Raw genomic sequence first — 12,005 nt, 5'->3', positions numbered from 1 at the left:
CGTGCGCGGCTCAAGGGCGTGCCACGGGCTGGCCGTTCGAGGTGGAGACCGGCAGACCCGAACCCGTGCTGATGCCCGAGCCGACCCGGATCTGGCGCGGCGGCGAAAAGTCGCTCTGCAGCCCCGTGGGATCCAGCACCTGGATGCGCACGAGGTAGTCGCCTGCAGGCAGGTTGCTGGCGGTCCATGCAGGGGTGTCGAGCTGGGTGTCGAGCACGACCTTGTCAAACGCCAGGTCGTTGGCTGGGGCCAGTTGCAGGCGGAACCGCTGGCCAGGCTGCGCGGGCCAGTGCACCCGCACCGTGGTGTCGCCATCCTGCGCTTGCAATGACTGGGGCGACAGCGTGGCGGGGCGGTCTGCCACCGAGAAGGGCTGGGGCGGGGCAAACGGACCTTGGTCGGCCTGACTGCTCGGACTGTTTGGCAGCTGCAGCAGGCTGGCCGCACGCCAGAAATAGTTGCCTACCGGCAGCGTGTTCAGCGGCAGGCGGCATTCGGTGAGGCGTTGCTCGTCCAGCACGGGCTGGGTGAACTGCGCATCGCGGGCCACCTGCAGGCGGTACCAGGCCACACCGGGCACCTGCGTGCATCGCAGCTCGCCCGTGCCGCTGGCCAGCACCGCGCCGGGCGCAGGTTGCTGGTACAGCGGGGCCACGGGACGCGTCTTGACCACAAAAGGCTGCACGGCAGGCACACCGGGGATGCCCGCGTCGTCCAGGGCGCGCACCGACAGGTAGTAGCGCCCGTCTTCCACGGCTTTCCAGCGCAGCTGACCATCGGCAAAACTGCCGTGGCGCAGCACCTGGGTGAAGTCGGCGTCCTGCGCCACCTGGGCCTGGTAGCGCGCGGCGCCCGGCAGTGGTGGCACGTTGATGGCCAGAATGCTCGCATCGCTGAGCATGGCAGGGACGCCCGATGTGTCGGGCGCCACCAGCAGCGGGCGGGGTGCGCCCACGCTGCCATCGGCCGCCACTGCCAGCCCTTGCCCCGGAGCCAGCATCGAGGCCGCTGCCGCAGACGAATTGGATGGGCCAGTGGTTTCTTGCTGGCGGGACTGTACGGCCACCGAGCCGCTAAGCACCGATGCGGTGGTCTGGCCCGATTCGCCCATCGCAACGCCAAAGTGGGTGCCGCGCACACTGGTCACGGCCAGGGGCGTGCGCAGTTCAAAGCGGCGAAAAGCCTCGGCATTGGGTGGCACGCTGGATTCCACCGCACCGCTGCGCATCTCCAGCACCGACTGCAGGCTGCCCGCACGCCCCCGGCGGCGCAGCTGCCGCAGCAACAGCTCGGACTGCGCCTGCACTCGCACCACCGTGCCATCGGCCAGCTTGACGGAGACAAAAGCATCCGGCCCCACCTGCAGCGCGGTACCCTCTTCAAGCTTGCCGCCCTGGGTGACGGGCGCCGGGGCGTCGCCCGCGCGGGCCTGCGCGGTGACCGTGCCGTGCACGAACTCCACCGTGGCCGACTCGGCGGGTTGCAGGCGCACCGGAATCCACACCACCGAACCCGGCACCAGGCGCCTGGGGTTGGCCACCTTGTTGCGGGCTTGCAGCAGCGGCCACTGCCGGGGCGCGGCCAGATAGGCCTTGGCCAGGCCTTCGAGCGTGTCACCCTCCTGCACGGTGTGGGCAATTTCATCGCCCTGCGGCGTGGTGGCTGCAGGGGGAGCCGTCTGGGCGCTGGTGCCCGCCACGCTACCGAGGAAACCCAGGGTGAGTGCCGCGCTGGCGCGCAGGGCCCAGCAGGGGCGGCCGGTGTTCGTTGCCACGTGAAATCTCCTTCGTGCCGCTCGGTGCTGGCGGGCTGGCGATGGCATGCCGTGAGGATGCCGCCGTTGATAGTTGGGGGTCAGGCCCTTCGCTGGGCCTCAACAGCTTCAAAACGGTAACCCACACCGTAGACCGCCGAGACGATGAAGCCGTTGGCGGGCCGCAGGTCCAGCAGGGTGCGCAGGCGCGAGATGTGGGTGTCCAGCGAACGCGACATGACATCCGCCACCTGGCCCCAGACGATGTCCTTGAGGTGGTCACGCGACAACAGTCGGCCCATGTTCTGAAACAGAAACAGGGCGAGATCGTACTCGCGGTTCTTGAGCTCCACGGGCACGCCGTCAATTTCGATGGACCGGGTTTCGGACAGGAAGCGGTAGCGCCCGAACTCCACCACGCCCCCCACATTGGCTGGGTAGGCCCGCCGCAGCAGGGCCGAGACGCGGGCATTGAGCTCGCCAATGCGCACCGGCTTGACCATGAAGTCGTCGGCGCCACTGCCCAGGCCTTCGACGATGTCGCGCTCTTCCTGGCGGTGCGTGACGAACAGGATGGGCAACTGGGTGCCCACATTTTTGCGTACCCAGCGCACCACTTCAGGCCCCGTCGTGTCTGGCAGGTGCCAGTCCACGATCAACAGGTCAAAGGTCTCGCGGCGCATCTCGCGCAGGAAGTCGGCACCGTTGAGGTGGGTGTGGCAGACGTGGCCCATTGCCTCCGTGGCCTGTTTGATCAGATCCAGCTGGAGCGCATCGTCGTCCAACGCGGCTATGCGCATGGTTTTCTCCCCTGTCGAAAATGCAATTGCGGATTATTCGCGATAACCGCCGTCTGCGCTGCTGCGCACCGGCCTACCGCCCGGCAGTTGACATTTGTTAACGCTCTCTCGTTCGCCGCGACCGGGGAAGGGGCTGGGGAGAGATTTCGCGCACCAGCCGCATGCCGACCAGGGTGTACCGGGTTTGCGGGCTGTTCCAGTTGCGGTAGCCGCAGCGGGCATAAAACGACCAAGTGTGCCACGAGCCCCCCCGGCGCACGCGCACCGTGCCGTCTGCGGGGCCTTGCGGATCATTGCGCGGGGAGTGCGCATAGTAGGTGTCCCCGTGCCAGTCCGACACCCACTCCCAGGCATTGCCCAGCATGTCGTGCAGGCCAAAGGCATTGGGCGCATAGCTGCCCACCGGGGCGGTGAAAACATGGCCGTCGCTGCCCGCCAAGGCGTGCTGCTGCCAGCGGGGCCACAGGGGGGCGACCTCCTGGTCAAAGGTGTTGGCGGTGTGCAGCAGGCCCTGCGGGTCGTCGCCATGCGGATAGCGGGTGCGGGTGCCAGCGCGGCAGGCGTATTCCCATTCGGCTTCGGTGGGCAGGCGGTAGTGGTGGCCTTCGGTGCGGCTCAGCCATTGGGCCAAGGCCTGGGCGTCGTTCCAGGTGACGTTCACGACGGGATGGTCTTGCCCCTGTGCAAAACCTGGGTTGCGCCACGAATAGCGAGGGTCCCGGCCCTCAAAGGCATCGCTGCGCTGGGTGGTGGCGGGGTCGTACTGCGCGTTGTAGCCGTAGCCGCCCGTGCCATCGGCTTCCGATTCGGGCTGGTAGCCCGAGGCCTCCAGAAAGCGCTGGAACTGCCCCACGGTGACCTCGTGCCGACCCAGGTAGAACGCCCGCCGGATGTGCACCGTGTGCGCGGGGCCTTCATCGGTCAACTCGGTAAAGCGCCTGGCCTCCAGCGCCGGGTACGCGCGTGCCAGGGTATCGGGCGGCTCCACGCCTCCCATCGTGAAGCGGCCTGCCGGGACCTGCTGGAAGACCATGCCCAGGCTGTTGGTCCAGGTGGCGGGTGCGGTGGTTTGCGCAGGCCCCGCATGGGCGCAGGCGCAGACCAGCGCGGCTGTCAGGGCCACGCCATGCGCCCTGAGGGGGCGCCGCAGAAACCAGACCATGGCAGGGATCAGGGTTGGCGGTCGGGGGCTTCGCTCACGCATTCAAAAATCAGGCGCGAGCCATCGTTGCGCAGCAGCTTGGGGAACAGCGCCAGCCGCTGGCATTCGCGCGTGGCCGCTGCATAGGCGGGCGACGTGTCGGTGCCGTACACGGGCACGCTGAAGGTGCGGTCACGGCCCGATGCCATGGGCCCCGAGGGGTGGTGGGGGCTGGTAGCGTTGCAGCCCGCCAGCACGGCGAGCACGGAGAGGGTGGCAACTGGCAGTTTCATGGGAGTCTCCAAGAACAGAACGGACAGTTTACGCACAAGGCCCACGCCGACAGCGTAGGCGCATTGCGCACACACCACCATCTTCTGTCGCAGCCAGGCGGGCATTCTGCGGATTCACCCTGGAGGTGAATATTTGAATGATTTTGGCCGCTAGCGCTTATTGGTAAAGCGCGAGCAGCTATCAAAAAGTGACCGCTTCCCCCAGCGCATTCCGACCTCGGATCCCGCGTTGGACAGGGACAGAGCGGTTTACGCGGCGGCTGCAGCCTCTGCCAACGCCTGCAGCGCGGCGGCCACATCGTCGGCGCTCACGCCCTCCACCGGTGCCAGGCGCGGTGCCAGTGTCTGCAGTGCGTCCGGGTCTTTTTGCAACTGGGCAATGGCCTGGCCTGCTTCCTTGGGCGCGTCAAAACCGGTGCTTTGCAGCAGCAGGCGGCCATCGGCATCCACCAGCTTGAAGTAGAACTTGCCGTCGGCTTCGCGGTATTGCTTGAACGAAGGCAGCGCTGTCTTCGCGGCCTTGACGGGCTTGGGCGCCGCAGTGGCCTGGGCCAGACTGCGCAGGCCCACCGCGGCGCGCAGCTCGCGGATGAACGGCGTGGCCAGCGCACGGGCGCGTTCGGCACCGGCCAGCAGAGTCTGCTCGATGCGGGCGGGGTTGTGGATGAGTTCTTCGTACTGCGCACGCATGGGTGCGATCACCTGGTCCACACGTTCGAACAGGGTGTTCTTGGCATCACCCCAGGCGATGCCATCGGCGTAGGCCTGGCGCAGGGCGGCGGTTTCGTCGGGCGTGGCAAACGCCTGGTAGATCTGGAACAGCGCCGATCCCTCGGTGTCCTTGGGCTCGCCGGGTGCGCGCGAATCGGTCAGGATGCCGCCGATCAGCTTCTTGAGCTGATCGCGCGAGCTGAACAGCGGGATGGTGTTGTCGTAGCTCTTGCTCATCTTGCGCCCGTCCAGGCCGGGCAGCGTGGCCACATGGTCGTCAATGGCGGCCTCGGGCAGCACAAAGTGTTCGCCATACAGGTGGTTGAAGCTCGCAGCCATGTCACGCGCCATTTCGATGTGCTGGATCTGGTCGCGGCCCACGGGCACCTTGTGCGCCTTGAACATCAGGATGTCGGCGCCCATCAGCACGGGGTACATGAACAGGCCGGCCGTCACGCCGTCGTCGGCATCGCGGTCGGCGGCAGTGTTCTTGTCCACGCTCGCCTTGTAGGCGTGGGCGCGGTTGAGCACGCCCTTGCCCGTCACGCAGGTCAGCAGCCAGGTCAGTTCGGGGATCTCGGGGATGTCGGACTGGCGGTAGAACGTGACCTTCTCGGGGTTCAGCCCTGCGGCCAGCCAGCTGGCGGCGATCTCCAGCGTGGAGCGCTGGATGCGCACCGGGTCTTCGCACTTGATGAGCGCGTGGTAGTCGGCCAGAAAGTAAAAGCTCTGCACGCCGGGCGTGAGGCTGGCGGCCACCGAGGGGCGGATGGAGCCCACGAAGTTGCCCAGGTGGGGTGTGCCCGTGGTGGTAATGCCGGTGAGAAAACGCGTGATGCTCATGGGAAGGATGTCAGCAAGAAACGGGGGGAGAAGAATTAACGCAACAGTGCTGTGAGCGGGGTGAGCAGAAACTGGATGACGCCGTAGCCCAGCGACATCAGCGGGCGTAGCCACAGCGTGCCCACCACCCCAGCGATCACCAGGCCCATCACAATGAAAAAGCCCCAGGGCTCGATGCGAGAGACCATGTGCGCCTGTTTCCAGGGCAGCAGGCCCACCAGGATGCGCCCGCCATCCAGCGGCGGCAGCGGAAACAGGTTGAACGCCCACATCACGAGGTTGACCAGCACGCCAGCGCGGGCCATCTCGATGAAAAAGCGCTCCTCCACGCCAGAGCCCACCAGTGCCACCAGCAGCACGGCCCAGCCAATGGCCTGGATGAAGTTGGACGCCGGGCCCGCCAGCGCCACCCAGACCATGTGTTTCTTGGGATTGCGCAGGTTGCCGAAATTGACCGGCACCGGCTTCGCATAGCCAAACAGGAAGGCCCCCGAGGTCGCAAAGTACAGCAGCAGCGGCATCAGGATGGTGCCCACCGGGTCGATGTGTTTGATCGGGTTGAGGGTGATCCGGCCCATCATGTACGCGGTGTTGTCGCCAAAGTGGCGCGCGGCGTAGCCGTGGGCTGCCTCGTGCACGGTGATGGCAAACAGCACCGGCAGGGCGTAGATCAGAACGGTTTGGATGAGATTGGAGATGTCCACCCGGTGATTGTCTCAGACGCCCGCCACCCCAGCCGTTGCCGGGGCGACCCACACGGAGTACACGGCATGCCGGTGGTGGGATGACTGGCGCACAACAGGACTCGGGCAAGTGGCTCACCCCCAGGCAAGGCGGTTGTTGCATCCCGATTCGCGCAAGTTCCATGTGGGATGTACGTATGCCGAGGGCGCCCGCAGCGCCGTGATCATTGCTAGCATCTGCCAGTTGCCCCCGGGGCGACCCAAAAAACCAAAACAACAGCCCTGGAGAGGCATAACATCATGTGGAACAACCTGAAAATTGGAACGCGTCTGGCCCTGGCGTTTGGCGGTATGGCACTGCTGGTGCTGCTGTTAATGGTCATGGCGCTGGCTGGCATCGGCGGGGCCGAGCAGGCACTGCAGGGCGCGCCTGTGACGGCGCCCCAGGCCCAGGCAGCACAGGCGCACTTGCAAAGCGCCCGGGCATGGATCATCGGCTGCAGCTGTGTGGCGTTTGTGCTGGCGCTGCTGGCTGTGTTCAGCCTGCGCATGAGCATCGTGGCGCCGCTCAACCAGGCCATCCTGATTGCAGAAACCGTGGCTTCGGGCGACCTGAGCCAGGAATTCAGCTCCGATCTGCAGGGCGACTTTGGCCGGCTCCTGAACGCCCTGGGCACCATGGAGGACACGCTGACCGACCTGGTGTCGCGCATCAAGCAGGACGCCGATGCCATCAGCGCCTCTGCCGCAGACATCGACCATGGCAACACCGACCTTTCTCGCCATGCGGAAGACCAGGTCTCTTCACTCACCGAAACTGCTGCCAGCATGGAGCAGCTGACCGCCACCGTGCGCCAGAACGCCGAGCGCGCCCATTCCGCCAGCGACCTCGCGGTGAAGGCCTCGGGCATTGCAGAGCAAGGGGGCGCGGTGGTGGGCGATGTGGTGTTGACCATGCAGGCCATCAGCGGCAGCTCGCGCAAGATTGTGGACATCATCCAGGTCATCGAAGGCATTGCCTTCCAGACCAACATCCTGGCGCTCAACGCGGCGGTTGAAGCCGCCCGTGCGGGCGAGCAGGGCCGTGGCTTTGCCGTGGTGGCCAGCGAGGTGCGTAATCTGGCCCAGCGCAGCGCCGTGGCCGCCCGCGAGATCAAGGCGCTGATCAGCGCGTCGGTCGAGCAGGTGGAAAACGGTGCTGGCCAGGTGGGCAAGGCGGGCAAGACCATGCAGGAGATCGTGGCGGCCGTCGGGCAGGTCAGTGCACTGCTTGGCGAAATCTCCCACGCCCTGCGCGAGCAGAGCGATGCCATCAGCCATGTGAACGGCGCCGTGTCGCACATGGACGGCACCACCCAGGAAACGGCTGCGCTGGTTCAGAACGCGGTTTCCACCGCCACCTCGCTCACAGCCCAGGCGCGCGATCTGGAGCAGGCTGTGGGTGCGTTCAAGTTATAGCCCCCTGAGCGGCTGCGCCGCTTCCCCCCTCAGGGGGACGCCACCGGTGGCCTGGCAAAGCCAGTTCCACGGTGGCACTGGCATGGGGCCGCGCCAGTTGTGGAGGCCCCGGGCAAGCGCTATGGCAGTCGAGGTGAGGAGCTGCGGCTACAACCCCAGCGCCTGCAGGCTGCCCCGGCCTTCGCGCACCACTTCGGGCTCGCCACCATTGCCCATGGGGGTCAGGTCCACCACAGTGGTGGGCTCCAGCGGGCAGGCGCCTGCGTCCACGATGGCGTCCACCAGCTTTTCGTAGCGTTCGCGGATTTCCTGCGGGTCGTTCAGGGGCTCGGTCTCGCCGGCCGGGATCAGCGTGGTGGCCAGCAGCGGGGCGCCGTGCAGCTCCAGCAGCAGCTGCAGGCCCTTGCGGTCGGGCACGCGCAGACCGATAGTCTTGCGCGAAGGGTGGCTCACGCGGCGCGGCACTTCCTTGGTCGCTTCGAGGATAAAGGTGTAGGGCCCGGGCGTGCCCAGCTTGAGCAGGCGGTACTGGCGGTTGTCCACGCGGGCATAGTTGGCCAGTTCCGACAGGTCACGGCACAACAGGGTGAGGTGGTGCTTATCGTCCACCTGGCGGATGCGGCGCATGCGATCGACGGCATCCTTGTCGTCCAGGTGGCAGACCAGCGCATAGCTGGAATCGGTGGGCACGGCCAGAATGCCGCCCTTTTGCAGCAGCATGGCGCCCTGCTTGAGCAGGCGCGGCTGGGGGTTGTCGGGGTGGACTTCGAAATACTGGGCCATGAAATGGTGCGTCTCGTCTCAAACGGCAGCGGGGTGCCGGATGCGTTCAGCCAGCAGTTCCCAGACCGGGGTGAGCTGGCCGGGTAGCAGCGGCAAGGTCCCCAGGTCGGTGTGGGACTCGTCCGGGCTGTGGAAGTCGCTGCCGCGCGAGGCGGCCAGCCCAAACTCCTTCGCCATCGCGGCGTAGGTGACATACTCGGCTGCGCTGTGGCTTCCGGTGACGACTTCCACCCCGCGCCCGCCGTGGGCCTTGAATTCGGAAAACAGCGCAAATTCTTCGTTGGCACTGAACTTGTAGCGCGCCGGGTGGGCAATGATGGCCATGCCGCCTGCCTCGGTGATCCAGCGCACGGCGTTGCCCAGCGACGCCCAACGGTGCGGCACATAACCAGGCTTGCCTTCGATGAGGTATTTGCGAAATACCTCGGAGGTGTCCTTGCAGACCCCGGTCTCCACCAGAAAGCGGGCGAAATGGGTGCGTGAAATCAATGCCGGGTTGCCTACGAACTGCAGCGCGCCCTCGTAAGCGCCCGGAATACCCGCCTGGGCCAGTTGTTCGGCCATGTCCTTGGCGCGTTCGCCGCGCCCACCGCGCGTAGCGGCCAGGCCCTCGGCCAGTCGGGTGTCGTTGGGGTCGAAACCCAGGCCGACGATGTGGACGGTGGTGTCGGCAAAGGTGACCGAGATTTCGACGCCCGTGAGGTAGGCCATGCCCTGCGCATGGGCAGCGGCGGCGGCGCGGTGCTGGCCGCCGATTTCGTCATGGTCGGTGAGCGCCCACAGCTCGACACCGTTGGCTTTCGCGCGGGCGGCCAGATCCTCCGGGGTCAGGGTTCCGTCGGATACCACGGAATGGCAATGCAGGTCGGCGTTCAGTATGGATGTCACCGTGCCATTTTAGGGCTTGTACCGATATCGCGCGCCACCGCGCAACCCCTGTGCCGTCGTGGACGGGTTCTCCGGAGTCCTGCCAGGTGCCGCTGACCCCCGGGTGGGCCGTCCTGTCACCTTCAGCACCCTGGGTGCGGGTTTTTCCCGGGAAAAAGAGGGCAGGGCAGTGCCTGGGCTGGCGTAGGCTTGTGGCCTGCTGTTGACGCAATCGGATGTTGCGTGCCGCGCGTTGGCCGCACACTTACATTTCCAGGTCCACGAGGAAAAAGAACCATGCAAATCGACAATATCCGCGTTTCGCGCAAGCTGTGGGGAGCATTCATCCTGCTGATGCTGGCCATGCTGTTGATCTCCGGCTTCCAGCAGTACCGGGCCAACAGCTCCATGTCGGCTGCGATGGACCAGGTGGTCGAGATCGAAGAGCGCATCTCGGCGGCCATACGCTGGCGGGGTGCCACAGAAACCGCCGTCAATATGGTGATGGGAGGAGCCGTCACCACCGACGCGGTGCTTGCCCAGCAGTACGACGCCAAGGTCAAGGAAATCATTGGCGGCATCAACAAGATTCAAGAGGGGATCGTTGCCGGTGCCACGGCGCCCGAGGAAAAGGCGGCGCTCGACAAGGTGCTGGCCGAACGCAAGCTGGTGCTGGCCGCCACCGCCAAGACCTGGGAGCTCAAGGGCGCGGGCGATGGCGTGGCCACCCAGCAGTTTGCCGACAATGAACTCACCCCCATGGTGGCGCGCTACCTCAAGGCGCAGGACGACTTTGTCGCTGTCCTGCAAAAGCGCCGCGAGGAGATACGGGCCGAGACCACGCAACGGCGGGTTGCCTACGCCATCCAGGGCCTGGTGGTGTCGGCCGTGCTGGTTGTGGTGGTGCTGCTGCTGGCCTGGAAGCTGGTGCGCTCCATCACCGTGCCATTGGACGAGGCGGTGGAAACCATCGACGCCATCGCCGCTGGCGACCTCACGCGCGAGCTGCAATCCACCCGCAAGGACGAGTTCGGCCACATGCTGAGGTCCCTGTCGGCCATGTCCACCCGCTTGCGGGGGGTGGTGAGCGAGGTGCGGGTGGGGGTGGATTCCGTCTCGTCGGCCTCGATCCAGATCGCCAACGGCAACCACGACCTGTCAGCCCGCACCGAGCAGACTGCCTCGAACCTGGAAGAAACCGCCGCCAGCATGGAAGAACTTACGGCCACGGTGAGCCAGTCGGCCGACACCGCGCGCCAGGCCAACCAGCTCGCGGGCACGGCGGCCCAGGCGGCGGCGCGCGGCGGCGAAGTGGTGGGCCAGGTGGTCACCAGCATGCAGCAGATCACCGACAGCAGCCGCAAGATCAGCGACATCATCGGCGTGATCGACGGTATTGCCTTCCAGACCAACATCCTGGCGCTCAACGCTGCTGTGGAAGCCGCCCGCGCGGGCGAGCAGGGCCGGGGCTTTGCGGTGGTGGCCAGCGAAGTGCGCAGCCTGGCTGGGCGCAGCGCCGAGGCCGCCAAGGAGATCAAGAACCTGATCAGTGCCTCGGTGGAAAACGTCGAGTCGGGCTCTGCCCAGGTGGCCCAGGCGGGCCAGACCATGGGCGAGATCGTGGCCAGCGTGCAGCGCGTGAGCGACCTGATCGGAGAAATCACGGCATCCTCCTCCGAGCAGCGCGACGGGATCGCCCAGGTCAACCAGGCCGTGACGCACCTCGACCAGATGACGCAACAGAACGCGGCGCTGGTGGAGGAGTCCACCGCCGCCGCAGCCTCGATGCGCGACCAGGCCCAGCGCCTGGCTGAGGTGGTGGCGGTGTTCAATGTGGGCGCGATGGCGGTTCGCGCACCGGCAGCGCCCCGCCCGGCTCCGTCTGCGGCGCCCCGGCCAGCGCCTGCGGCCAGAACCGCCCTCGGCAACCAACCCGCAGCACCCAAGGCAACCAAGCCGACCAAGGCACCCGCCGCCGCTCGCTTGGCACCACCGGCCCCCGCCGCTGCACGCCCCGCTGCCACCCCTGGCCCATCGGCCGCGCCCGCTGCACCTGCGCCCCGGGCTGCAGCCAAAGGCGGGGATGACGACTGGGAAAGCTTCTAAAGGCCGCTGGGTGTGGTGGTTTTTGCTATTCAAATGATAGCTATCTGCGCTTTTTTATCAAGCGCTGGCGGCCAAAAAGGCCCTTAAGTTTTTGCACCGCACCCCCGAGGCAGCCCCGGCTGCCTTTGTCTTTGTTTTTTTGCGATGGACGAAAGGATCTGCCCATGCCCCTGGTCAACATCCGCCTCGCGCGGCGCGAACTGCCCACCACCGCGGCCCAAAAGGCAGCCCTGATCGCCGGTGTCACCCAACTCATGCAGCAGGTGCTGGACAAGCGCCCTGAAAGTGTCACCGTCATCATCGACGAGGTGGACCCTGAGAACTGGGGCCAGGGCGGCGAGCCGGTGACGGTGATCCGCCAGCGCAGCAAGGGCCCTGTACAGGCCTGAGCGGGGTGGGGCCTTGCCCTAGGAGTCCGTCGAACTTGGAAATCGTCGGCTGCAAATTGACCTCAGCGGTCCATTTTCCACCGTCTTTTTGCCCCATAGCTCGGCTATGGGGCTGCAAATCCGGCAAAAACTGTCCTCGCTGGGGCCAATTTTCGCTTCGACGCTCCAAGTCCGACAG

11 protein-coding genes are annotated in these 12,005 nt (G+C 66.2%); 3 read left to right on the top strand and 8 right to left on the bottom strand.

The window, feature by feature from the left end; genetic code table 11:
- Positions 1-10: 10 nt before the first annotated feature.
- From ACSQ22_RS22315 to ACSQ22_RS22290, 6 genes are all read right to left on the bottom strand, one after another.
- Positions 11-1,774: a FecR family protein gene (locus ACSQ22_RS22315; protein WP_436131573.1), complete on the bottom strand. Its 1,764-nt coding sequence runs from the start codon at positions 1,772-1,774 to the stop codon at positions 11-13.
- Positions 1,775-1,854: 80 nt separating this feature from the next.
- The gene (locus tag ACSQ22_RS22310) at positions 1,855-2,553 is read right to left on the bottom strand and encodes a response regulator transcription factor (protein WP_121507291.1); all 699 of its coding nucleotides are present in this window, start codon (positions 2,551-2,553) and stop codon (positions 1,855-1,857) included.
- A gap of 97 nt (positions 2,554-2,650) precedes the next feature.
- Entirely contained in the window at positions 2,651-3,715 is a 1,065-nt protein-coding gene (locus ACSQ22_RS22305) for a formylglycine-generating enzyme family protein (RefSeq protein WP_436131572.1), read from the bottom strand.
- 8 nt (positions 3,716-3,723) lie between these two features.
- Entirely contained in the window at positions 3,724-3,987 is a 264-nt protein-coding gene (locus ACSQ22_RS22300; RefSeq protein WP_055393485.1) for a hypothetical protein, read from the bottom strand.
- A gap of 249 nt (positions 3,988-4,236) precedes the next feature.
- Positions 4,237-5,541: a tryptophan--tRNA ligase gene (locus tag ACSQ22_RS22295; protein WP_436131571.1), complete on the bottom strand. Its 1,305-nt coding sequence runs from the start codon at positions 5,539-5,541 to the stop codon at positions 4,237-4,239.
- Between the two features lie 35 nt (positions 5,542-5,576).
- Positions 5,577-6,245 (bottom strand): site-2 protease family protein, encoded by a 669-nt coding sequence (locus tag ACSQ22_RS22290; protein WP_055393480.1) that lies wholly within the window; start codon positions 6,243-6,245, stop codon positions 5,577-5,579.
- 279 nt (positions 6,246-6,524) lie between these two features.
- Between ACSQ22_RS22290 and ACSQ22_RS22285 the strand changes: the two genes are divergently transcribed.
- Positions 6,525-7,682 carry a methyl-accepting chemotaxis protein gene (locus tag ACSQ22_RS22285; RefSeq protein ID WP_121420992.1) on the top strand — a complete coding sequence of 386 codons (1,158 nt, stop codon included), beginning with the start codon at positions 6,525-6,527 and terminating at the stop codon, positions 7,680-7,682.
- A gap of 147 nt (positions 7,683-7,829) precedes the next feature.
- On the opposite strand, the gene ACSQ22_RS22280 is transcribed toward ACSQ22_RS22285, so the two are convergent.
- Together ACSQ22_RS22280 and ACSQ22_RS22275 are read right to left on the bottom strand one after the other, a co-directional pair.
- The gene (locus tag ACSQ22_RS22280; RefSeq protein WP_055393476.1) at positions 7,830-8,465 is read right to left on the bottom strand and encodes an L-threonylcarbamoyladenylate synthase; all 636 of its coding nucleotides are present in this window, start codon (positions 8,463-8,465) and stop codon (positions 7,830-7,832) included.
- An 18-nt stretch (positions 8,466-8,483) separates the two neighbouring features.
- Positions 8,484-9,353 carry a 3',5'-nucleoside bisphosphate phosphatase gene (locus ACSQ22_RS22275; protein ID WP_055393474.1) on the bottom strand — a complete coding sequence of 290 codons (870 nt, stop codon included), beginning with the start codon at positions 9,351-9,353 and terminating at the stop codon, positions 8,484-8,486.
- Positions 9,354-9,629: 276 nt separating this feature from the next.
- On the opposite strand from ACSQ22_RS22275, the gene ACSQ22_RS22270 reads away from it, so the two are divergent.
- A complete protein-coding gene (locus ACSQ22_RS22270; protein ID WP_055393472.1) occupies positions 9,630-11,438 on the top strand; it encodes a methyl-accepting chemotaxis protein in 1,809 nt (602 codons plus the stop codon).
- Between the two features lie 164 nt (positions 11,439-11,602).
- Positions 11,603-11,827, top strand: a complete 225-nt coding sequence (locus ACSQ22_RS22265; protein WP_176888680.1) for a tautomerase family protein — start codon at positions 11,603-11,605, stop codon at positions 11,825-11,827.
- Positions 11,828-12,005: the final 178 nt, after the last annotated feature.

The organism is Acidovorax sp. LjRoot38 (assembly GCF_964252975.1).
In the GTDB taxonomy this organism is placed as follows: Bacteria; Pseudomonadota; Gammaproteobacteria; order Burkholderiales; family Burkholderiaceae_C; genus Acidovorax; species Acidovorax facilis.
Note: the sequence above shows the minus strand (reverse complement) of the source record. Positions and strands in the feature narration are given on the sequence as shown.

Coding starts and splice junctions, on each gene's coding strand:
- ACSQ22_RS22310 (WP_121507291.1), bottom strand. CDS start 2,553: ATGCGCATAGCCGCGTTGGACGACGATGCGCTCCAGCTGGATCTGATC.
- ACSQ22_RS22305 (WP_436131572.1), bottom strand. CDS start 3,715: ATGGTCTGGTTTCTGCGGCGCCCCCTCAGGGCGCATGGCGTGGCCCTG.
- ACSQ22_RS22300 (WP_055393485.1), bottom strand. CDS start 3,987: ATGAAACTGCCAGTTGCCACCCTCTCCGTGCTCGCCGTGCTGGCGGGC.
- ACSQ22_RS22295 (WP_436131571.1), bottom strand. CDS start 5,541: ATGAGCATCACGCGTTTTCTCACCGGCATTACCACCACGGGCACACCC.
- ACSQ22_RS22285 (WP_121420992.1), top strand. CDS start 6,525: ATGTGGAACAACCTGAAAATTGGAACGCGTCTGGCCCTGGCGTTTGGC.
- ACSQ22_RS22280 (WP_055393476.1), bottom strand. CDS start 8,465: ATGGCCCAGTATTTCGAAGTCCACCCCGACAACCCCCAGCCGCGCCTG.
- ACSQ22_RS22270 (WP_055393472.1), top strand. CDS start 9,630: ATGCAAATCGACAATATCCGCGTTTCGCGCAAGCTGTGGGGAGCATTC.
- ACSQ22_RS22265 (WP_176888680.1), top strand. CDS start 11,603: ATGCCCCTGGTCAACATCCGCCTCGCGCGGCGCGAACTGCCCACCACC.